Consider the following 21,647-nt stretch of genomic DNA (forward strand, 5'->3'; position numbering starts at 1 on the left):
GGGATCAGTATACCCGCTGGATGGAAGATATACAGTACGAAACGGGAAAAAGCAGGGCTTAACGCATGGAAAGATGCAAAAAATGGCCATCTGCGTCAAAAGAACAGACAAACTGCTCTTTCCGGAAGGTATAACCACGCATTTCGTAGCTTCCCTGGAACTGTTCAAAGGCAGTGACGTCGATTTTTTGCTCGCCGGTGTTATAACGTTTTGCTGCCTGACCCTTGCACAATGCTTCCATATTCAATGAACGCAGCGGCTCAACCTTTACCCGCTGTGCTTTCTGCTCGGGTGGCGGTGTCGAGCATCCCACTAACACAATAAGTGCCATTGCTGGAAAGAAAGAGTTCATCATCATTAAATTACCGTCTTATTTGCAGGTGAGTCTTATTATTAATATCGGTATAGTGGCTGAATCTAACGAATTTCCTCAAGCCTCTATAAGCTGTAGAGATAAAACTCGGATTATTCCAGTGCAACAGCTGAATGATTTATCGGTCAGACCTTTTTTTAACCAGTTACAGAGACACAGATGCAGCCCAAAATTTATTGGATTGATAACCTGCGAGGGATAGCCTGTTTAATGGTGGTGATGATTCATACCACCACCTGGTATGTAACCAACGCCCATAGCGTTAGCCCCGTAACCTGGGATATCGCGAATGTTCTAAATTCTGCCTCCCGTGTCAGCGTGCCGCTATTTTTCATGATTTCCGGCTATCTCTTTTTTGGCGAACGTAGCGCCCAACCACGTCATTTCTTGCGCATTGGCTTATGTCTGCTGTTTTATAGTGTCATCGCGTTGATCTACATTGCGCTTTTTACCGCTATCAATGTGGAGTTAGCGCTGAAAAACCTGCTACAAAAGCCTGTGTTTTATCACTTATGGTTTTTCTTCGCGATTGCGGTGATTTATCTGGTTTCGCCGCTGATTCAGGTGAAGAACGTTAGCAGTAAAATGTTGCTGGTACTAATGGTGGTGATTGGCATCATCGCTAACCCAAACACAGTGCCACAGAAGATTGACGGCTTCGAATGGCTACCGATTAACTTATATATCAATGGCGATACTTTTTACTACATCCTGTATGGCATGTTGGGCCGCGCCATTGGCATGATGGATACGCAACATAAATCACTGTCGTGGGTGAGCGCCACGCTGTTTGTTGCGGGGGTATTTATTATCTCTCGCGGGACATTATATGAATTACAGTGGCGAGGAAATTTTGCCGATACCTGGTATCTCTATTGCGGACCGATGGTTTTTATCTGTGCAATCGCGTTACTGACGCTGGTAAAAAATACGCTGGATACACGCACTGTTCCCGGGCTTGGGCTGATATCACGCCATTCTTTAGGTATATACGGGTTCCACGCATTGATTATCCATGCGCTGCGTACCCGGGGGATTGAGCTTAAAAACTGGCCAATACTGGATATTATCTGGATCTTCTGCGCCACGCTGGCCACAAGCTTATTACTTTCTGTGCTGGTGCAACGAATCGACCGCAACAGATTCGTAAGTTGAGCAAAAGCCCGGTCACACTGACCGGGCTTACAAGGATTATTCGCTATATTCTTCCTGAACAACCACAGTTTCTTTTGATGGATTAACTCCAGCATCACGAATATTCTTCTGCACTGCTACTGCACCAAACAAACTTAAAAAGAAGGCCAGACCATAAAACCCTTTTTCGCTGAGTAATAATGTTGCATTCCACAGACCAACTATCAGTAATGCAACAGAAATGATAAAGACAACCAGGCGGGTCATATAATAAATGGATGTAGTGGGGATGCCTTCATATTTGTCCCGCACAGTTTTTTGATAAGATGCGGCTGAAAATAGTCCTAGCACCAGAACAGCAAAGTAATATCCTTTTTCATTTAACTGCATTTCCGCATTCCATAGCCCTAATAAATAGGTAACAATACCGCCGCCAAGCGCTATCCATGACACAATGCTAAATGCTGGAGAATAGGTTGATATTTTGTTTTCCATCACAGTATTCCTTTCATTCCTGAATGTGTAAGAGCTTTATGTTGCTCATGCCGAGCGAAACAAACGCATTTGACCAAACAAGCAGACAAAAAAGGCGATGGGGTAGATCACCATTTCATAAGCATTGATAGGTGCATTTAAAACACCGATAAACAACAGACCGATAGTGATTAACGCAACTAACTGGCAGATGCGAATAAACATGTCATCCAGTTGCCCGAGTTTTTCAGCACGAAGATAAGCATAATTGCCAAACGTTCCCGTCATTAACACACCGAGAAAATAGCCTTTGCCGCTTAACAATGGGCATGAGATCCATAGCCCAACCAGATAAACCAACGCCCCGACAACGAATAATAGTTTTGCCACAGTCTTTGAGGTTTTCATAATGATCTCCGTATCTACCAGCGATACATTACGATTAACCAACGAAAGACAAAACTGAAAAATACCATTAACAAATGATTTTCAGAATAAATTCATATTGAATACTAATGAATTGATAATTTATATAGACAGGAATTATCCCTGCCCGGTCAGGCAGGGGATAAGTTTACGCCATTAGTGGCAGAAGTTGCTGGTAGAGACGACGGAATGTTTCGCGTCGTGGCTGATAAGCGGCATGATGCTGCGCGTTCGGCATATGCGACTGCTCTAACGGCAGTTGCGGCAACAATTCACTGAGTGATTTATCTGGATTCACCGCAATCTGCGCCAACCTTGCTGCGCCCAGTGCAGGTCCTACATCACCACCCGAGCGGTAATCCAACTGCTGACCGCTGATATCCGCCAGCATCTGACGCCAGTACTCACTACGCGCTCCACCACCAATCAGGGTAATACTTTGCGGTTTAATACCGCAGGCGTGCACGACATCCATGCCATCGGCCAGCGCATAACCCACGCCTTCCAGCACTGCTCGCGCCAGTTCATTAGGGCCGTGTTGATGGGTCAGGCCAAAGAAAACCCCCTTCGCCTGTGGATTATTGTGCGGGGTACGCTCGCCGGAAAGATAAGGCAAAAACCAGATTGGCTCGGCACTTTCATCTGCCTGTTGCGCAGCTGTAATTAAGGCTGGAACATTGCTCAGGCCGGTTAATTTCGCGGCCCAATCCAGACACGATGCCGCACTCAACATCACCGACATTAAATGCCAACGCTGTGGTAATGCATGGCAAAAGCTGTGTACAGCGCTTTCCGGCTTGCTTAAGAACCCTTCACTCACCGCAAAATAAACACCAGAAGTTCCCAGCGACAGCATTGCCTGGTTGGCATCAACCATACCCACACCAACCGCGCCAGCCGCATTATCGCCGCCGCCCGCGACAACAGGCACTGCCGCCATTCCCCATGCTTTTGCCACCTCGGGTAGCAAAGTCCCAGTAACTTCACTGCCTTCGTATAATGCTGGCATCTGGTCACGGGACAGCTGGCAAGCTTGCAGCATGACATCACTCCAGTCACGCTTCGCGACATCCAGCCACATGGTGCCTGCCGCATCAGACATATCACTGGCAAACTCTCCGGTCATACGCAGACGCAAATAATCTTTTGGCAATAAAACTTTGTCTACCTGACGGAATATATCTGGCTCATGGCGTTGCACCCACAGCAGCTTAGGCGCGGTAAATCCGGGCATCATCAGATTGCCGGTTATAGCGCGCGAATCCGGGACTCGTGCTTCAAGCAAAGCGCACTCTTGCGCACAGCGCCCGTCATTCCACAAAATCGCTGGACGTAATACCTGCTGCCGAGCATCAAGTAACGTTGCTCCGTGCATCTGTCCGGCAATACCTAACGCCTTAACCTCTTGCAAAGAACATTGTCGCGCAAGTGTTCTCACTGCACGATCAGTTGCCTGCCACCACTGTTCCGGGTCTTGTTCCGACCAGAGGGGATGTGGGCGCGAAACGGTTAGTTTTTCTGTTTGTGAAGCAATTACCTCACCCTGTTTGTTGAGCAGAATGACTTTCACGCCCGATGTGCCAAGATCTATCCCGATATACATAGCGATCGTTCCTTAAAAAATGCCCGGTATCGCTACCGATAACCGGGCCAACGGACTGCACAGTTAGCCGTTATTTGTCGAACAGATAATGGTTTACCAGATTTTCTAACTGCTCCTGGCGACCACTCTGATGCACCGGTGCAAGATTATGTTCCTGGGCATATTTTGCTAAATCCGCCAGTGACATTTGGCCTTTCAGAATTTGCTGGCCCAGTTCGCTATTCCAGCCGGAATAACGTTGCGCTACGCGTTTATCCAGCTCACCGTCTTCAATCATGCGTGCTGCAATTTTCAGCGCCAGTGCCATCGTATCCATCGCGCCAATATGACCGTAGAACAGGTCATATTTATCGGTGCTCTGACGACGTACTTTGGCATCGAAGTTCAAACCACCGGTGGTAAAACCACCCGCTTTGAGAATTTCATACATCACCAGCGCATTTTCTTCCACGCTGTTCGGGAACTGGTCGGTATCCCAGCCCAACTGCGCGTCACCACGGTTAGCATCGACAGAACCGAACAGACCAAGCGCAATGGCGGTGGCAATTTCATGGTGGAAAGAGTGCCCCGCCAACGTTGCATGGTTTGCTTCAATATTCAGTTTAATCTCTTTTTCCAGGCCAAACTGCTTCAGGAAGCCGTAGACCGTCGCGGCATCGTAATCATATTGATGTTTGGTCGGCTCTTGCGGTTTCGGTTCGATAAGCAGGGTACCCTGGAAACCGATTTTATGTTTATGCTCAACCACCATCTGCATAAAGCGGCCAATCTGTTCACGCTCCTGACGCAAATCGGTATTCAGCAGCGTTTCGTAACCTTCGCGACCGCCCCACAATACATAGTTTTCACCACCCAGTTTATGCGTTGCTTCCATCGCCGTAACGACTTGTGTTGCTGCCCAGCTGAAAACTTCCGGGTCGGGATTCGTAGCTGCGCCCGCACCATAACGTGGGTTAGTAAAGCAGTTAGCGGTTCCCCACAGCAGTTTCACGCCGCTCTCTTCTTGTTTACCTGCCAGCACATCGACCATTTGCGCAAAGTTATTGATGTACTCTTTTAACGATGCGCCTTCCGGGGAAACGTCCACATCGTGGAAACAATAAAAAGGCACATGTAATTTGTGGAAAAACTCAAATGCGACATCTGCTTTACGCTTCGCCAATGCCAGCGCCTCGCCAGGTTGCTGCCAGGGACGGTTAAACGCGCCTACGCCAAACATATCCGCCCCGTTCCAGCAGAAGGTGTGCCAGTAGCAAGCAGCAAAACGCAAATGGTCTTCCATACGCTTACCCAACACCAATTCGTCGGGGTTGTAGTGACGGAATGCTAACGGGTTAGAGGATTTCGGGCCTTCATAACGAACGCGATCGAGCTGGTCAAAATAAGCTTGCATAATGAACTCCATAATCAGGTAATGCCGCGGGTAATGGATGATGTCGTAATATTGGGCACTCCCTTTAAGTTGCTCAATTATGTTATTTCACACTGCTATTGAGATAATTCACAAGTGTGCGCTCGCTCGCAAAATAAAATGGAATGATGAAATTGGGTAATTACTCGAAGAGAAAAATGCAACAAATTCGATTAACCAACAAAAATAAGATCTCGGTCATAAATCAAGAAATAAACGAAAAATCGTAATCGAAAGATAAAAATCTGTAATTGTTTTCCCCCATTTAGTTGCTAAAAATTGGTCACGTTTAACGCGGTGATTGTTACTTTTTAAAGCTACCCTCTAACAAAAGAAGGCCTCTGAACCATGAAAATAAAGAACATTTTACTCACCCTGTGCACCTCACTTCTGCTAACCAACGTTGCGGCACATGCTAAAGAAGTCAAAATTGGTATGGCTATTGATGATCTCCGTCTTGAGCGCTGGCAGAAAGACCGGGATATTTTCGTGAAAAAAGCTGAATCTCTCGGCGCAAAAGTATTTGTGCAGTCTGCAAATGGCAACGAAGAAACTCAAATGTCGCAGATTGAAAACATGATTAACCGGGGAGTCGATGTTCTTGTCATTATTCCGTATAACGGACAGGTATTAAGTAACGTTGTAAAAGAAGCAAAACAAGAAGGCATTAAAGTATTAGCTTACGACCGCATGATTAATGATGCTGATATCGACTTTTATATTTCTTTCGATAACGAAAAAGTGGGCGAACTACAAGCAAAAGCGCTGGTCGATATCGTCCCGCAAGGAAATTATTTCCTGATGGGCGGCTCTCCGGTGGATAACAACGCTAAGCTTTTCCGCGCCGGGCAAATGAAAGTATTAAAACCTTACGTCGACTCCGGGAAAATTAAAGTCGTAGGCGACCAATGGGTTGATGGCTGGTTACCAGAAAACGCGCTGAAAATTATGGAAAACGCGTTGACCGCCAACAATAACAAAATTGACGCTGTTGTTGCTTCTAACGATGCTACTGCTGGCGGGGCTATTCAGGCATTAAGCGCGCAAGGTTTGTCAGGGAAAGTCGCCATTTCCGGTCAGGATGCGGATCTCGCCGGCATTAAACGTATTGCTGCGGGTACGCAAACCATGACGGTGTATAAACCGATTACTCTTCTGGCAAATACTGCCGCGGAAATTGCCGTTGAACTGGGTAACGATCAACAACCTAAAGCAGATACCACGCTGAATAATGGGCTGAAAGATGTTCCATCCCGCCTGCTGACACCTATTGATGTGAATAAAAACAACATCAAAGACACGGTGATTAAAGACGGTTTCCACAAGGAGAGCGAGCTTTAAGCGTTACGTCCCTGTCGACAACGGGGACGTGATTTCTCTCCATGCCGCATGAACTGATTGGCTTAGGTGGAGTCGTTATGTCTTATCTACTTGAAATGAAGAGCATTACCAAAACTTTCGGCAGCGTAAAGGCGATAGATAACGTCAGTTTACGGCTAAATGCTGGTGAGATCGTCTCACTTTGCGGTGAGAACGGTTCTGGTAAATCAACATTAATGAAAGTGCTATGCGGAATTTATCCCTTTGGCAGTTACGAAGGCGAAATTACTTTTGCTGGTGAAGTAATACAGGCAAGTCACATCCGCGATACCGAACGCAAAGGTATTGCCATCATTCACCAGGAATTAGCATTGGTGAAAGAGTTGACCGTGCTGGAAAATATCTTTCTTGGCAATGAGATAACCCACAATGGGGTCATGGATTATGACCTGATGACGCTACGCTGTCAGAAACTGTTAGCGCAAGTCAGCTTATCCATTTCACCAGATACCCGCGTGGGTGATTTAGGGCTTGGGCAACAACAACTCGTTGAAATTGCCAAGGCACTAAATAAACAGGTGCGTTTATTAATTCTCGATGAACCAACAGCCTCATTAACTGAGCTGGAAACCACAGTTTTACTGGATATTATTCGCGATCTGCAACAACACGGCATCGCATGTATCTATATTTCTCACAAGCTCAACGAAGTCAAAGCGATTTCCGACACAATTTGTGTTATTCGCGACGGTCAGCACATAGGTACGCGTGATGCAGCCGGAATGAGCGAAGACGATATTATCACCATGATGGTTGGGCGAGAATTAACGGCACTGTACCCAAACGAACCACATACCACTGGCGATGAAATATTACGCATAGAACATCTGACGGCATGGCATCCGGTTAATCGTCATATTAAACGGGTTAACGATGTCTCGTTTTCCCTGAAACGTGGCGAAATACTGGGGATTGCTGGACTGGTCGGCGCTGGTCGCACCGAAACTATTCAATGCCTTTTTGGCGTTTGGCCCGGACAATGGGAAGGGAAAATCTATATTGATGGCAAACAAGTGGATATTCGTAATTGCCAGCACGCCATCGCCCAGGGTATTGCAATGGTGCCAGAAGATAGAAAGCGTGATGGCATCGTTCCGGTAATGGCAGTTGGTAAAAATATTACCCTCGCCGCACTCAGTAAATTTACCGGGGGTATTAGCCAGCTTGATGATGCCGCAGAGCAAAAATGTATTCTGGAATCAATCCAGCGACTCAAAGTGAAAACGTCGTCTCCGGAACTTGCTATTGGACGTTTAAGCGGCGGCAATCAACAAAAAGCGATCCTGGCACGCTGTCTGTTACTCAACCCGCGCATTCTCATTCTTGATGAACCTACCAGGGGTATCGATATTGGCGCGAAATACGAGATCTACAAATTAATTAACCAACTCGTCCAGCAGGGTATAGCCGTCATTGTCATCTCTTCTGAATTACCTGAAGTACTTGGTCTTAGCGATCGCGTACTGGTGATGCATGAAGGAAAACTAAAAGCCAACCTGATAAATCATAACCTGACTCAGGAGCAGGTGATGGAAGCCGCATTGAGGAGCGAACATCATGTCGAAAAGCAATCCGTCTGAAGTGAAATTAGCCGTACCGACATCCGGTGGCTTCTCTGTGCTGAAGTCACTGAATTTACAAGTCTTCGTGATGATTGCAGCAATCATCGCCATCATGCTGTTCTTTACCTGGACTACTGACGGCGCCTATTTAAGCGCCCGTAACGTCTCCAACTTGCTGCGCCAGACCGCGATTACCGGCATCCTTGCGGTAGGGATGGTGTTCGTCATAATTTCTGCCGAAATCGACCTCTCGGTCGGCTCGATGATGGGGCTATTAGGCGGCGTCGCCGCTATCTGCGACGTCTGGTTAGGCTGGCCTCTGCCGCTCACCATTATTGTGACGCTGGTTCTGGGCCTGCTTCTCGGCGCATGGAATGGTTGGTGGGTCGCGTACCGCAAAGTGCCTTCATTTATTGTCACTCTGGCGGGCATGTTGGCATTTCGCGGCATCCTCATTGGCATCACTAACGGTACGACGGTTTCCCCCACCAGCGCCGCGATGTCACAAATTGGACAGAGTTATCTACCCGCCAGCACCGGTTTCATTATTGGCGCGCTTGGCTTAATGGCTTTTGTCGGCTGGCAATGGCGTGGAAGAATGCGCCGACAAGCTTTGGGTTTACAGTCTCCGGCATCTACAGCGGTGGTCGGTCGCCAGGCTTTGACCGCCATCATCGTATTAGGCGCAATCTGGCTACTGAATGATTACCGTGGCGTTCCTACTCCTGTCCTGCTGCTGACGTTGCTGTTACTCGGCGGCATGTTTATGGCAACAAGGACAGCTTTCGGGCGGCGCATTTACGCTATTGGCGGCAATCTGGAAGCGGCGCGACTCTCCGGGATTAACGTAGAACGCACCAAACTTGTCGTGTTTGCTATCAACGGTTTGATGGTGGCCATCGCGGGGTTAATCCTCAGTTCACGGCTTGGTGCAGGCTCGCCTTCTGCCGGTAATATCGCCGAACTGGATGCCATTGCAGCCTGCGTGATTGGCGGCACCAGTCTGGCTGGCGGCGTAGGGAGTGTTGCGGGGGCTGTGATGGGGGCATTCATCATGGCTTCGCTGGATAACGGCATGAGTATGATGGATGTTCCGACCTTCTGGCAGTATATCGTCAAAGGTGCGATTCTGTTGCTGGCAGTATGGATGGACTCCGCAACCAAACGCCGTTCCTGATTTTGATAAAAATTTTCTCAAAACCGGTAACGTGTTGCCGGTTTTGAGTTTTTGCATGATTCAGCAGGAAAAGAACCATGTTTACTAAACGTCACCGAATCACATTACTGTTCAATGCTAATAAAGCCTATGACCGTCAAGTTGTAGAAGGTGTGGGGGAATATTTACAGGCGTCACAATCGGAATGGGATATTTTCATTGAAGAAGATTTCCGCGCCCGCATTGATAAAATCAAGGACTGGTTAGGAGATGGCGTTATTGCCGACTTTGACGATAAACAAATCGAGCAAGCGTTGGCTGATGTCGACGTCCCCATTGTCGGGGTTGGCGGCTCGTATCACCTGGCAGAAAGCTATCCGCCCGTACATTACATTGCCACTGATAACTATGCGCTGGTTGAAAGCGCATTTTTGCATTTAAAAGAAAAAGGCGTTAACCGCTTTGCTTTTTATGGTCTGCCGGAGTCGAGTGGCAAAAGATGGGCAGCCGAACGCGAATATGCTTTTCGCCAGCTTGTCGCCGAAGAAAAGTACCGTGGTGTCGTTTATCAGGGACTGGAAACTGCGCCAGAAAACTGGCAGCACGCGCAAAACCGGTTGGCCGACTGGTTGCAAACGCTGCCACCGCAAACCGGGATTATTGCCGTTACTGACGCCCGGGCGCGGCATATTCTGCAAGTTTGCGAGCATCTGCATATTCCCGTACCGGAAAAATTATGCGTAATTGGCATCGATAACGAAGAGCTGACCCGCTATCTTTCTCGCGTCGCGCTTTCTTCGGTTGCCCAGGGCGCACGGCAAATGGGCTATCAGGCGGCAAAACTTCTGCATCGGTTGCTAGATAAAGAAGCGATGCCGTTGCAGCGGATTTTGGTCCCGCCAGTACGCGTCATTGAACGACGTTCTACGGATTACCGTTCGTTGACCGACCCGGCTGTTATTCAGGCCATGCATTACATCCGCAATCACGCCTGCAAAGGGATTAAAGTGGATCAGGTACTGGACGCTGTCGGCATATCACGCTCCAATCTTGAGAAGCGTTTTAAAGAAGAGGTGGGCGAAACCATACACGCAATGATTCATGCCGAGAAGCTGGAGAAAGCGCGCAGCCTGCTAATTTCAACAACCTTATCAATAAACGAGATATCGCAAATGTGCGGTTATCCATCGTTGCAATATTTCTACTCTGTATTTAAAAAAGCATATGACACAACGCCGAAAGAGTATCGCGATGTAAACAGCGAGGTCCTGCTGTAGCAGGAGGAGAAAAGCCGCCAGGCATGATAAGACGCGCCAGCGTCGCATCAGGTAACGCAGCACAACCACCTGATGCGAGCAAAAGCCTTATCCGACCAACAAGTCGGATAAGGCTCGAGGGAATGCAATTACATATGCGCAGCGATTAACCGCTGGTTATCCTGGTACATCGCGAACAGGTAGTTGTTATAACTCTGTCCCTTCGTTGAATAACCTTTCAGCTTGTGAATCATCGCTGTGGCGGTGATTTCCTGATCAGCTTTACGCAATTGTGCACGTGATTTACGGAACGAAGCGTAAGCCGGGTGCGTATTCAGGTTAGTGACATAGGCGCTCACCGATTCTTTGACAGAACTGAACTGTGAGTAGCCTTTCACTTTACCCGGTGCATTGGTACAACGCCCTTTCATGCACTTCATGCCAAACAGGTTGTTGTTGTTACGCGCCAGCTTCGACGTACCCCAACCACTTTCTGCCGCAGCCATCGTCGCCACCATACTGGTCGGGATAATGTCTACGCGTTCAAGCAGCGTATTCCACGGGATTTTTCGTGTATTACCAGACCACTTCACCTTATAGCGTTTGGCGATGTCTTTCAGACGCGCACGCTCTGCAGGCGACCATTGGCCCTGGTACTGTTTTGAAATCAGCCAGTTACGTTCCGCCGTAATGGCAGCATTTTGGCTGGTAATGTAAGGCATTACGGTCCGGAGAAACGCTTTTTTCCTTGGTGTTCCGGAAGGGTATTTTCGCAAATCAGGAAGTGAACTGCTCTTTGCACTATTGCGAGAATACTCTTGTTTACTGCTTACCTGTTTATTACTAGCTTTGGTTATGTGGGACTTTTGACTCGCTGTTGTCGTGTGCGTTTTCGCTAACACCTCACTCGAAAACATCAGAGTGAGTAACATAAGAATCATCGCCCCATATCGTCGTATGGGAGTCAAAATCATCAGTTCTCCTGGTCGGATTTAATCATTCCAACACCTTATATTTTTCACAAATTTGAGAGTTGAATCTCAAATCATATCAAAAATAGCTGTCAAGAGCACCCCAAGGAATAGTCCAAATCTGAAACTATGTCACGTGTTAACCGTTCAGATTGGCGCTAAATCGCAGAAAATGTGGGGTTTATCGCAAAAAATAAGCTTAAATCTCAGGTGAAATACTCCCCCTTTCGTCTCATCCTGGCGCAATCCTCATCAGGGAGGAGTTTTACCAGTATTATCACTGGCAAACTGGTGAAATTCGCAGCAACAAGGACTCATCCGTTATGAAACTTGCCGCCTGTTTTCTGATACTCCTGCCCAGTGTTGCCATTGCCGCCAACTGGACATCTCAGGGATTTCCCACCTTTGCTGAACAAAGTGCAGGAACATTTGTTAGTCATGCCCAGCTGACCAAAGGTACGCGACCGCTGACGCTAAATTTTAACCAACAATGCTGGCAGCCTGCGGATGCGATAAAACTCAATCAGATGCTTTCTCTCAAACCTTGCGACAGCACGCCCCCTCAGTGGCGATTGTTCAGGAACGGTGAATATACGTTGCAAATAGATACCCGCTCCGGCACACCAACGTTGATGATTTCGGTCCAGAACACCGCCGAACCGGTAGCGAACCTGGCTCGTGAATGCCCCAAATGGGATGGAAAACCACTGACGCTTAATGTCAGCGGCACTTTCCCGGAAGGTACGGTAGTCCGGGATTATTACAGCCAGCAAATCGCGACGGTGAAGAACGGCCAAATAACGTTACAACCTGCCGCCACCAGCAATGGTTTACTTCTGTTGGAACGCGCGGCAACTGACGCACCTGCCCCTTTCAACTGGCATAACGCCACGATTTATTTTGTACTAACAGACCGTTTCGAAAACGGCGATCCCAGCAATGACCAGAGCTACGGACGTCATAAAGACGGCATGGAGGAAATTGGCACTTTCCACGGCGGTGATTTACGCGGCCTGACCAACAAACTGGATTATTTCCAGCAGCTGGGCGTCAATGCTTTATGGATAAGCGCCCCATTTGAGCAAATTCACGGCTGGGTCGGCGGCGGTACAAAAGGCGATTTCCCACATTATGCCTACCACGGATATTACACACAGGACTGGACGAATCTTGATGCCAATATGGGCAACGAAGCCGATCTACGGACGCTGGTTGATAGCGCGCATCAACGCGGTATCCGCATTTTGTTTGATGTAGTGATGAACCACACCGGCTATGCCACGCTGGCGGATATGCAGGAGTTTCAGTTCGGCGCGTTATATCTTTCTGGTGACGAGCTGAAAAAAACGCTGGGCGACCACTGGAGCAACTGGAAACCCGCCGCCGGGCAAACCTGGCATAGCTTTAACGATTACATTAATTTCAGCGACAAAGCAGGCTGGGATAAATGGTGGGGAAAAAACTGGATCAGAACGGATATCGGCGATTACGACAATCCTGGATTCGACGATCTCACCATGTCGCTAGCCTTTTTGCCGGATATCAAAACCGAATCAACTACCGCTTCTGGTCTGCCGGTATTCTATAAAAACAAACCGGATACCCACGCCAAAGCCATTGACGGCTATACGCCGCGCGATTACTTAACCCACTGGTTAAGCCAATGGGTCCGCGACTACGGTATTGATGGTTTTCGGGTCGATACCGCCAAACATGTTGAGTTGCCCGCCTGGCAGCAACTGAAAACTCAGGCCAGCGCCGCACTTCGCGAATGGAAAAAAGCTAACCCCGAGAAAGCATTAGATGACAAACCTTTCTGGATGACCGGCGAGGCCTGGGGCCATGGTGTAATGCAAAGCGACTACTATCGCCACGGATTCGACGCGATGATCAATTTTGATTATCAGGAACAGGCGGCGAAAGCGGTCGATTGCCTGGCGCAGATGGATACCACCTGGCAGCAAATGGCCGAGAAATTGCAAGATTTCAATGTGTTGAGCTATCTCTCCTCGCATGATACCCGCTTGTTCCGCGAAGGGGGCGACAAAGCAGCAGAGTTATTGTTACTCGCGCCAGGTGCAGTGCAAATCTTTTACGGTGATGAATCCTTACGTCCGTTCGGTCCCACCGGTTCTGATCCCCTACAAGGCACACGTTCTGATATGAACTGGCAGGATATCAGTGGTAAATCTGCCGCCAGCGTCGCGCACTGGCAGCGCATCAGTCAGTTCCGCGCACGGCATCCAGCCATTGGCGCAGGCAAACAAACGGCGCTTTCGCTGAAACAGGGGTACGGATTTGTCCGTGAACACGGCGACGATAAAGTAATGGTCGTCTGGGCGGGGCAACAGTAACTTTTCCGGCTTCCCGTGCGGCAGTACGTCGGGAAGCCACCCAGACTAAAATACCATCCTAACAGAAAACCACAGCATAAAGTGTCAATCCACCGTCAACAGCGTGATTTGCACCCTGGCAAATGTAGCGTTATTGTTACCGTCCATGCTACAGAGTTCGACAGATATCCCGCTATGACATTCTCCCTTTTTGGTGACAAATTTACCCGCCACTCCGGCATTACGCTGCTGATGGAAGATCTGAACGACGGTTTACGCACGCCCGGCGCGATTATGCTCGGTGGCGGTAATCCGGCGCAGATCCCGGAAATGCAGGATTACTTCCAGACACTGCTGACCGACATGCTGGAAAGCGGTAAAGCAACGGATGCGCTGTGCAATTACGACGGCCCGCAAGGAAAGACGGAGCTACTGTCGCTACTTGCCGGGATGCTACGTGAGAAACTAGGTTGGGATATCGAACCACAGAATATTGCACTAACAAACGGTAGCCAGAGCGCGTTTTTCTACTTATTTAACCTGTTTGCCGGACGCCGTGCCGATGGCCGGATCAAAAAAGTACTGTTCCCGTTGGCACCGGAATACATTGGCTACGCGGATGCCGGGCTGGAAGAGGATCTGTTTGTTTCTACGCGTCCGAATATCGAACTACTGCCAGAGGGCCAGTTTAAATATCACGTCGATTTCGAACATCTGCGCATTGGCGAAGAGACGGGGATGATTTGCGTCTCGCGACCGACGAACCCAACAGGTAATGTGATAACCGATGAAGAGTTGCTGAAGCTGGATGCGCTGGCGAATCAGCACGGGATCCCGCTGGTGATTGATAACGCCTATGGCGTCCCGTTCCCGGGCATCATCTTTAGCGAAGCGCGCCCGCTGTGGAATCCGAATATCGTGCTATGCATGAGCCTTTCCAAGCTGGGTCTGCCAGGTTCGCGCTGCGGCATTATCATCGCCAATGAAAAAATCATCACCGCCATCACCAATATGAACGGCATTATCAGCCTCGCGCCTGGCGGCATTGGTCCGGCGATAATGTGTGAAATGATTAAGCGTAACGATCTACTGCGCCTGTCAGAAACGGTCATCAAGCCGTTCTATTACCAGCGTGTTCAGGAGACTATCGCTATCATTCGCCGCTATTTACCGGAAGATCGCTGCCTGATTCATAAACCAGAAGGGGCAATATTCCTCTGGTTATGGTTTAAGGATTTGCCGATTACCACCGAGCAGCTCTATCAGCGCCTGAAAGCGCGCGGCGTGCTGATGGTGCCGGGCCACAACTTCTTCCCAGGGCTGGATAAACCGTGGCCGCATACACATCAATGTATGCGCATGAACTACGTACCAGAGCCGGAGAAAATTGAGGCGGGTGTGAAGATTCTGGCGGAAGAGATTGAACGCGCCTGGGCTGAAAGCCATTAAAAATTGCCTGATGCGCTGCGCTTATCAGACCTACATAATTTCTGCAATCAATTGAATTTGTAGGTCGGATAAGGCGTTTACGCCGCATCCGGCATAAACAAAGCGCACAATTCCGGCGTTGAATAACGCCGGAAAAACGTTTCAAACAGGCTGCTGCTGTAGCCGCTGACGCTGGATTTTCTCGACATCCATACATTGCAACGCCTGTGTCGGGCAGGCTTCAACACAGGCCGGTCCCGTCGCCCGATGCCAGCACAGATCGCACTTAATCGCCCTCGCCTTTTTGCGCGCCGAAACCACCTCCATCGCACCAAACGGGCAAGCCAGCATACAGCTTTTACAGCCAATACAACGTGATTGTTCAACAAAGATATGCCCATGTTCGCGGCGAATCGCCTCCACAGGGCAGACATTCGCACACGGAGCATCTTCACACTGATGACAGGCTACTGCAGTGGTCCAGGTATGGTCTTTGATGACTCGAATTCGCGAAATAAACTCGCCCGGCGACAACGCAGAGCAATCCTGATTTTCCTGATGCGACACCGCGCAAGCCACTTCACAGGTACGGCAACCGATACATTTCGTCGCATCCGCAATAATAAACCGGTTCATGATCACTCCTTTGCACTAAAACAGCAGAGTGCCAGAGAGCGCCCCTCTACTGCTTTGATCCAACGAAGGAAATGTTAAACTTTTGTCACCTGTCTAAAGCGTTATGTGATTGCACTCTGGTCGTCTCTGACAGTAAATCCCAGTTCATTAGAGATGGCCTGAGCGGTTTCACGCAGTGGTTTCAGAAGATTCTTCTCCCCTACCTGTTTCAACCGTGATGTCGAAAGCGAAATCGACACGGCATACGGCACCCGTCGATGAATATCAAATACCGGAACAGCAATACAGGAGACACCGAGCTCATTTTCTTCTCTGTCCATCGCTACTCCGCTTTCACGAATGTGCGCCAGTTCGTCGAACATCGCAGGTAACTCGGTAATGGTATTGCGGGTTAACGGCTGGATTTCATTCTGATGGCTTTCCCAGTACGACTTCACGTAGTCCGGGTGACCAAACGCCATGTAGACCTTGCCCATTGCGGAACAGTAGAGTGGCATATGCTGACCAATATAGGCGCGAGTACGCAGCATACCCGTGGTGGGTTCCAGTTTATAAATCAAAATAGCGTGATCATCTTCGCGACTGGAGAAATTAATGGTTTCGCCGGTGGCGATGTTGAGCGTCTCAAGATGCGGGGCTGCGATATGAATGATATTCAGCGAAGACAAGGCCTTTTGACCGACGGCAATAAATTTGGTGGTCAGGCGGTAACTCCCTGCGGCAGGCGCGGTGGTCACATAGCCACAGGACTGTAATCCCTGCAATAAACGATGGACGGTACTTTTGTTTAAACCTGCCAGTTCTGAGAGATGCGCCAGTGGGCAACCGTTTGGATAGTTACTCAAAATCTCAATCAGCATCAACCCACGAAACAGGCTCTGACTTCCGGCTGGACGCTCTTTTTCCTGTGCCATCTCGTTCTCATTTTTTCCCATCGCTTTTTCCCCATTTTGTCGCGTCCTGATGGTAGCGCAAAGTGTGTCGTAGTTCACGATCTCGACAGATAATTTATAACATTTTGATTTATATGATTTTTGAAAATCATGGCGCGGATTGCTTTGTTAAAAAGCGATCGATATATTTGAAATCAAATTTCGCATAGTGGAATTTTAAGCTAAAAAAGCGTTCAAAAAAACAAGGAAGCCAGGGATGAAAGTGACATTTGAGCAGTTAAAAGCGGCCTTTAATCAGGTCTTAATTTCACGTGGCGTTGACAGCGAAACTGCCGATGCCTGCGCGGAAATGTTCGCCCGCACCACCGAGTCCGGCGTTTATTCCCACGGTGTAAATCGTTTCCCCCGTTTCATTCAACAACTGGATAACGGCGATATCATTCCTGACGCCCAACCCAAACGCGTGACCAGCCTCGGTGCGATTGAGCAGTGGGACGCTCAGCGCTCAATCGGCAACCTGACGGCGAAAAAGATGATGGATCGCGCCATCGAACTGGCTGCCAGTCACGGAATTGGCCTGGTGGCGTTACGTAACGCCAATCACTGGATGCGCGGCGGCAGCTACGGCTGGCAGGCGGCGGAAAAAGGCTATATTGGCATTTGCTGGACCAACTCCATCGCCGTGATGCCGCCGTGGGGCGCAAAAGAGTGTCGCATCGGCACTAACCCGCTGATCGTAGCCATTCCTTCCTCACCCATTACGATGGTCGATATGTCGATGTCGATGTTTTCCTACGGCATGTTAGAAGTTAACCGCCTGGCAGGTCGTCAGCTCCCGGTAGATGGTGGCTTTGATGATGAGGGCAATTTGACCAAAGAACCTGGCGTTATCGAGAAAAATCGCCGCATTTTGCCGATGGGCTACTGGAAAGGTTCGGGCATGTCGATTGTGCTGGATATGATCGCTACTCTCCTTTCTGATGGCGCATCGGTTGCTGAAGTCACCGAGGATAACAGCGACGAATACGGTGTTTCACAAATCTTTATTGCCATTGAAGTGGATAAATTGATCGACGGCGCCACCCGCGACGCCAAGCTGCAACGCATCATGGATTACGTTACCACCGCCGAACGCGCTGACGAAAACCAGGCTATTCGTTTACCCGGACACGAATTTACTACTTTGCTGGCAGAAAACCGCCGTAACGGTATTACCGTTGACGACAGCGTATGGGCAAAAATTCAGGCGTTATAAGGAGATAGACCATGATATCTGGACATATCACGCAGCCTAATCCGTGCCGTTTACCCGCTGCCATTGAAAAGGCGCTCGATTTTCTGCGCGCTACCGACTTCAACGCCCTGGAACCGGGCGTTGTCGAAATCGACGGCAAGAATATTTTTGCGCAAATTATCGACTTAACGACGCGCCAGGTGGAGGAAAATCGCCCAGAAGTACATCGTCGCTATATTGATATTCAATATCTGGCATGGGGCGAAGAGAAAATCGGCATTGCTATTGATACCGGAAATAATAAAGTCAGCGAATCCCTATTAGAACAGCGTGATATTATTTTTTATCACCATTGTGAAAAAGAATCATTTATTCAAATGGCGCCCGGCAGTTACGCTATTTTCTTCCCTCAGGATGTTCATCGACCAGGTTGTATTCTGGAAGCAGCCTCTGAGATACGAAAAGTTGTGGTTAAGGTTGCATTAACGGCGCTGGATTAACCGAAGACTCTTCTACGCCAGAACGACAAGGTAATGTCATTGCGCTAAATATATATACCCTAAATATTTCAAATCGCATCACATGCAATCTGAAGTATGACGGGTATAGCCTAAAGGAATAGCTATGAAGAAAATACTTGAAGCAATACTGGCGATTAATCTCGCCGTGCTCTCCTGTATTGTGTTTGTAAATATTATTTTAAGATATGGTTTTCAGACAAGTATTTTATCTGTAGATGAATTATCGCGTTATTTATTTGTCTGGTTAACATTTATTGGCGCAATTGTGGCTTTTATGGATAACGCCCACGTTCAGGTCACCTTTCTGGTAGAGAAACTCTCTCCAGCCTGGCAGCGACGAGTCGCTCTGGTCACCCATTCCTTAATCTTATTTATTTGTGGTGCACTGGCCTGGGGCGCAACGCTAAAAACAATTCAGGACTGGAGCGATTATTCACCGATCCTCGGTTTGCCCATCGGCCTGATGTATGCCGCTTGCCTGCCCACCAGCCTTGTTATCGCTTTCTTTGAACTGCGTCATTTATATCAACTCATCTCGCGCAGCGATTCTGTTACGCCACCACCACAAGGAGCTTAATCATGGCTGTGCTGATTTTTCTGGGCTGCCTGTTGGGTGGCATTGCTATCGGTTTGCCTATTGCCTGGGCACTTTTGTTATGTGGCGCAGCGTTAATGTTCTGGCTGGAGATGTTTGATGTCCAGATTATGGCGCAAACGCTGGTGAACGGAGCCGACAGTTTCTCCCTGCTGGCGATACCATTCTTTGTGCTGGCGGGTGAAATCATGAATGCGGGCGGCTTGTCAAAACGCATTGTTAACCTGCCGATGAAACTGGTTGGGCATAAACCTGGCGGGGTGGGCTACGTGGGTGTTCTGGCGGCAATGATTATGGCAAGTCTTTCCGGTTCTGCCGTTGCGGATACCGCCGCCGTTGCCGCGCTATTAGTGCCGATGATGCGCAGCGCCAACTACCCGGTCAACCGGGCCGCGGGGCTAATTGCCTCAGGCGGGATTATCGCTCCCATTATTCCACCTTCCATTCCATTTATTATTTTTGGCGTTTCCAGTGGTTTGTCCATCAGCAAACTGTTTATGGCAGGAATTGCCCCAGGCATTATGATGGGCGCAACGCTGATGCTCACCTGGTGGTGGCAGGCCAGTCGTCTTAATTTACCCCGCCAGCAAAAAGCGACAATGCAGGAAATCTGGCACTCTTTTGTCTCCGGTATCTGGGCGCTGTTTCTTCCGGTCATCATTATTGGGGGTTTTCGCTCCGGTCTGTTTACCCCTACCGAAGCCGGGGCCGTTGCTGCTTTCTATGCGTTGTTTGTCGCCACAGTTATTTACCGTGAAATGACCTTCGCCACACTTTGGCATGTGCTAATTGGCGCGGCGAAAACGACCTCTGTGGTCATGTTTCTGGTGGCCTCGGCACAAGTTTCCGCCTGGCTGATTACCATTGCTGAACTGCCGATGATGGTTTCTGATTTACTGCAACCGTTGGTCGATTCACCACGTTTGTTGTTTATCGTGATTATGCTGGCAATTTTGATCGTCGGCATGGTTATGGATTTAACACCAACCGTGTTAATTCTCACTCCGGTATTAATGCCTTTAGTTAAAGAGGCTGGCATTGATCCGATTTATTTCGGTGTCATGTTTATCATCAACTGTTCAATCGGCTTAATTACACCCCCCATCGGTAATGTACTTAACGTTATTTCAGGTGTGGCGAGATTAAAATTTGATGATGCAGTCAGAGGCGTTTTCCCTTACGTATTGGTTTTATATTCTTTATTAGCCGCATTTATTTTTATTCCCGATCTCATCATCCTCCCTTCGAAATGGATTAATTAAAAGGAAAATATTATGAAATTACGCTCTGTAACCTACGCATTATTCATTGCTGGCCTGGCTGCATTCAGTACATCTTCACTGGCGGCGCAATCATTACGTTTCGGTTATGAAACCTCACAAACCGATTCACAACATATTGCGGCGAAAAAATTCAATGAATTATTACAGGAGAGAACCAAAGGCGAACTGAAATTAAAACTGTTCCCGGACAGCACTCTCGGTAACGCACAGGCGATGATTAGCGGCGTGCGCGGCGGCACTATTGATATGGAGATGTCCGGCTCGAATAACTTCGCCGGGTTGTCGCCGGTGATGAACCTGCTCGACGTTCCTTTCCTGTTCCGCGACACCGCCCATGCGCATAAAACGCTTGATGGTAAAGTCGGTGATGACCTGAAAGCCTCCCTTGAAGGTAAAGGACTGAAAGTACTGGCCTACTGGGAAAACGGCTGGCGCGATGTCACCAACTCGCGCGCACCGGTTAAAACGCCTGCCGACCTGAAAGGGCTGAAAATCCGCACCAACAATAGCCCGATGAATATCGCAGCATTCAAAGTCTTTGGCGCTAACCCGATCCCGATGCCGTTTGCCGAAGTCTATACCGGGCTGGAAACCCGCACCATCGACGCCCAGGAGCATCCGATCAACGTCGTCTGGTCGGCAAAATTTTATGAAGTGCAGAAGTATCTTTCTCTGACACACCACGCCTATTCACCGCTTCTGGTGGTAATCAACAAAGCGAAGTTTGATGGCTTAAGCCCGGAGTTCCAGCAAGTGCTTATCTCATCTGCGCAAGAAGCGGGCAATTACCAGCGCAAACTGGTCGCCGAAAATCAGCAAAAAATCATCGATGGCATGAAAGACGCGGGCGTAGAAGTCATCACCGATCTCGATCGCAAAGCCTTTAGCGATGCGCTGGGGAACCAGGTTCGCGACATGTTTGTTAAAGATGTTCCGCAGGGCGCCGATCTGCTGAAAGCCGTGGATGAGGTGCAATAA

Annotated in this window: 20 protein-coding genes; 12 read left to right on the forward strand and 8 right to left on the reverse strand. The window is 48.8% G+C overall.

Going from position 1 to position 21,647, the window contains the following annotated elements:
• Window positions 1–58 precede the first annotated feature (58 nt).
• Entirely contained in the window at window positions 59–358 is a 300-nt protein-coding gene (locus tag FEK46_RS02375; protein ID WP_130210050.1) for a YsaB family lipoprotein, read from the reverse strand.
• 174 nt (window positions 359–532) lie between these two features.
• Between FEK46_RS02375 and wecH the strand changes: the two genes are divergently transcribed.
• Window positions 533–1,528 (forward strand): O-acetyltransferase WecH, encoded by a 996-nt coding sequence (gene wecH, locus FEK46_RS02380; RefSeq protein ID WP_135559176.1) that lies wholly within the window; start codon window positions 533–535, stop codon window positions 1,526–1,528.
• A gap of 36 nt (window positions 1,529–1,564) precedes the next feature.
• Here the strand turns inward: wecH and yiaA are convergent, their stop codons facing one another.
• The 4 genes from yiaA to xylA form a co-directional block, all read right to left on the reverse strand.
• Complete coding sequence (yiaA, locus tag FEK46_RS02385) at window positions 1,565–2,002, reverse strand: inner membrane protein YiaA (protein WP_135559175.1); 438 nt, start codon at window positions 2,000–2,002, stop codon at window positions 1,565–1,567.
• 45 nt (window positions 2,003–2,047) lie between these two features.
• Window positions 2,048–2,389: an inner membrane protein YiaB gene (gene yiaB, locus FEK46_RS02390; RefSeq protein WP_130210044.1), complete on the reverse strand. Its 342-nt coding sequence runs from the start codon at window positions 2,387–2,389 to the stop codon at window positions 2,048–2,050.
• Between the two features lie 166 nt (window positions 2,390–2,555).
• The gene (gene xylB / locus FEK46_RS02395) at window positions 2,556–4,010 is read right to left on the reverse strand and encodes a xylulokinase (RefSeq protein WP_135559174.1); all 1,455 of its coding nucleotides are present in this window, start codon (window positions 4,008–4,010) and stop codon (window positions 2,556–2,558) included.
• 70 nt (window positions 4,011–4,080) lie between these two features.
• Window positions 4,081–5,403, reverse strand: coding sequence for a xylose isomerase (xylA, locus tag FEK46_RS02400; protein WP_064527882.1), 1,323 nt, complete (start codon window positions 5,401–5,403; stop codon window positions 4,081–4,083).
• Window positions 5,404–5,769: 366 nt separating this feature from the next.
• Between xylA and xylF the strand changes: the two genes are divergently transcribed.
• The 4 genes from xylF to xylR all read left to right on the forward strand — a co-directional run bounded on the left by xylF (window position 5,770) and on the right by xylR (window position 10,796).
• Window positions 5,770–6,762 (forward strand): D-xylose ABC transporter substrate-binding protein, encoded by a 993-nt coding sequence (gene xylF / locus FEK46_RS02405; RefSeq protein ID WP_130210040.1) that lies wholly within the window; start codon window positions 5,770–5,772, stop codon window positions 6,760–6,762.
• 77 nt (window positions 6,763–6,839) lie between these two features.
• Window positions 6,840–8,381 (forward strand): D-xylose ABC transporter ATP-binding protein, encoded by a 1,542-nt coding sequence (gene xylG / locus FEK46_RS02410; protein WP_130260108.1) that lies wholly within the window; start codon window positions 6,840–6,842, stop codon window positions 8,379–8,381.
• Window positions 8,359–9,540 (forward strand): xylose ABC transporter permease XylH, encoded by a 1,182-nt coding sequence (gene xylH, locus FEK46_RS02415; RefSeq protein ID WP_130210036.1) that lies wholly within the window; start codon window positions 8,359–8,361, stop codon window positions 9,538–9,540. The genes xylG and xylH overlap by 23 nt, the downstream gene beginning before the upstream one ends.
• A gap of 77 nt (window positions 9,541–9,617) precedes the next feature.
• On the forward strand, window positions 9,618–10,796 hold the full coding sequence (gene xylR / locus FEK46_RS02420) for a D-xylose utilization transcriptional activator XylR (RefSeq protein ID WP_130210034.1): 1,179 nt from the start codon (window positions 9,618–9,620) through the stop codon (window positions 10,794–10,796).
• A 128-nt stretch (window positions 10,797–10,924) separates the two neighbouring features.
• Here the strand turns inward: xylR and FEK46_RS02425 are convergent, their stop codons facing one another.
• Window positions 10,925–11,749 carry a protein bax gene (locus tag FEK46_RS02425; protein WP_130210032.1) on the reverse strand — a complete coding sequence of 275 codons (825 nt, stop codon included), beginning with the start codon at window positions 11,747–11,749 and terminating at the stop codon, window positions 10,925–10,927.
• A 320-nt stretch (window positions 11,750–12,069) separates the two neighbouring features.
• Here FEK46_RS02425 and malS point away from each other — a divergent pair, with 320 nt between their 5' ends.
• Window positions 12,070–14,100 carry an alpha-amylase gene (gene malS / locus FEK46_RS02430; protein ID WP_135559173.1) on the forward strand — a complete coding sequence of 677 codons (2,031 nt, stop codon included), beginning with the start codon at window positions 12,070–12,072 and terminating at the stop codon, window positions 14,098–14,100.
• A gap of 174 nt (window positions 14,101–14,274) precedes the next feature.
• Complete coding sequence (gene avtA / locus FEK46_RS02435) at window positions 14,275–15,528, forward strand: valine--pyruvate transaminase (RefSeq protein ID WP_130260106.1); 1,254 nt, start codon at window positions 14,275–14,277, stop codon at window positions 15,526–15,528.
• A 141-nt stretch (window positions 15,529–15,669) separates the two neighbouring features.
• On the opposite strand, the gene FEK46_RS02440 is transcribed toward avtA, so the two are convergent.
• Together FEK46_RS02440 and yiaJ are read right to left on the reverse strand one after the other, a co-directional pair.
• Complete coding sequence (locus FEK46_RS02440; protein WP_130210026.1) at window positions 15,670–16,143, reverse strand: 4Fe-4S binding protein; 474 nt, start codon at window positions 16,141–16,143, stop codon at window positions 15,670–15,672.
• Between the two features lie 101 nt (window positions 16,144–16,244).
• Window positions 16,245–17,078, reverse strand: coding sequence for an IclR family transcriptional regulator YiaJ (gene yiaJ, locus FEK46_RS02445; protein ID WP_130260105.1), 834 nt, complete (start codon window positions 17,076–17,078; stop codon window positions 16,245–16,247).
• A 214-nt stretch (window positions 17,079–17,292) separates the two neighbouring features.
• Between yiaJ and yiaK the strand changes: the two genes are divergently transcribed.
• The 5 genes from yiaK to yiaO all read left to right on the forward strand — a co-directional run bounded on the left by yiaK (window position 17,293) and on the right by yiaO (window position 21,647).
• Window positions 17,293–18,291: a 3-dehydro-L-gulonate 2-dehydrogenase gene (gene yiaK, locus FEK46_RS02450; protein WP_135559172.1), complete on the forward strand. Its 999-nt coding sequence runs from the start codon at window positions 17,293–17,295 to the stop codon at window positions 18,289–18,291.
• 11 nt (window positions 18,292–18,302) lie between these two features.
• On the forward strand, window positions 18,303–18,770 hold the full coding sequence (locus FEK46_RS02455; RefSeq protein ID WP_135559171.1) for a YhcH/YjgK/YiaL family protein: 468 nt from the start codon (window positions 18,303–18,305) through the stop codon (window positions 18,768–18,770).
• Window positions 18,771–18,894: 124 nt separating this feature from the next.
• A complete protein-coding gene (yiaM, locus tag FEK46_RS02460; RefSeq protein ID WP_130210018.1) occupies window positions 18,895–19,368 on the forward strand; it encodes a 2,3-diketo-L-gulonate TRAP transporter small permease YiaM in 474 nt (157 codons plus the stop codon).
• A gap of 2 nt (window positions 19,369–19,370) precedes the next feature.
• Window positions 19,371–20,648, forward strand: a complete 1,278-nt coding sequence (yiaN, locus tag FEK46_RS02465) for a 2,3-diketo-L-gulonate TRAP transporter large permease YiaN (protein ID WP_135559170.1) — start codon at window positions 19,371–19,373, stop codon at window positions 20,646–20,648.
• Between the two features lie 12 nt (window positions 20,649–20,660).
• The gene (gene yiaO, locus FEK46_RS02470; protein WP_130258797.1) at window positions 20,661–21,647 is read left to right on the forward strand and encodes a 2,3-diketo-L-gulonate TRAP transporter substrate-binding protein YiaO; all 987 of its coding nucleotides are present in this window, start codon (window positions 20,661–20,663) and stop codon (window positions 21,645–21,647) included.

Source organism: Escherichia sp. E4736, from assembly GCF_005781225.1.
GTDB lineage: Bacteria > Pseudomonadota > Gammaproteobacteria > Enterobacterales > Enterobacteriaceae > Escherichia.